Source organism: Candidatus Phyllobacterium onerii (assembly GCF_028331445.1).
GTDB classification, from domain to species: Bacteria; Pseudomonadota; Alphaproteobacteria; order Rhizobiales; family Rhizobiaceae; genus Phyllobacterium; species Phyllobacterium onerii.
In genome coordinates this window covers 1-955 of sequence record NZ_JAQMHX010000044.1, presented here as the reverse complement: position 1 = coordinate 955, position 955 = coordinate 1, and the positions used below count along the sequence as shown (strand labels likewise).

Sequence of the window (955 nt, the reverse complement as noted above, 5' to 3'; positions counted from 1 at the left end):
ACGAAGATCGCGAGGACGAAGATGGCCAGGCGGAAGACGAAGGGATCGACCGCACCGCCGGTGACCGCATGCGCCGCAGCGCCTGCCGCATCCGGCATGGTTCCGGCGGCCTGACGCACCATCTCGGTCGCCTGGTTCAAGGCATCGAGTGCCTTGTCGAGGGTTGCATCGGCAGCCATCATGCCTCTCCTTCCGTGCTTTTAGCGGCAGTCTTTGCTGCAGGGGATGGGGCTGCAGGGGATGGGGTCGCAGCGGGTTTGGGCGCAGCAGGCTTTGGAGCCGCGGTCTTGGCGGCCGTCTTGGCTTTTGGTGTCGCAGCCTTGCCGGCCGCTCTGGCAGGAGCCGCCGCCTTTGCGGCCGGCGCCGGCTTGGCTGCCGCGGGCTTGGCAGGAGCAGCCTTCTTGACCGCAGCGGGCTTGGCCGCAGAGGCTGCCGGTGCTGGCGCTGCCGGGGCAGCACTGGCTTCAGCACGGGCAAAATTCGGGTGCACCACCTTGCCGTCATGGGTCAAAACGGTGGCCTTGACCAGTTCATCGTCGAAATCGATCTTGACTGTCTTGCTCTCCTTGTCGACCAGGGTCTCGACGAAGGCGAGGAGGTTCTTGGCGTAAAGCTGCGAGGCGGTGGCGGCAATGCGGCCGGCGACATTCAGGTGGCCAACGATCTTGACGCCGTCCACTTCGGTAATCTTGCCGGCAACCGCGCCTTCGACATTGCCGCCGCGCTCGACCGCCAGGTCGATGAGGACCGAGCCCGGACGCATGCGCGCATACATCTGACGCGTCACCAGCCTTGGCGCCGGGCGCCCCGGAATGAGCGCCGTGGTGATGACGATATCCTGCTTGGCGATGTGGTCGGCAACCAGGGCCGCCTGCTTGGCCTGATATTCCTTCGACATCTCCTTGGCGTAGCCACCCGCCGTCTCGGCGGCCTTGAATTCCTCGTCCTCGACCGC

General features: G+C 65.8%; 1 protein-coding gene and 1 pseudogene. Both read right to left on the bottom strand.

Annotated elements, in window-relative coordinates:
• Nucleotides 1-179, bottom strand: a pseudogene (locus tag PHA01_RS29120) (NAD(P) transhydrogenase subunit alpha); the annotation flags it as partial.
• Nucleotides 179-955, bottom strand: a 777-nt coding sequence (locus PHA01_RS29115; protein ID WP_465248749.1) for a Rossmann-fold NAD(P)-binding domain-containing protein, incomplete at its 5' end; no start/stop codon positions are given. The gene PHA01_RS29115 and the pseudogene PHA01_RS29120, both read right to left, overlap by 1 nt.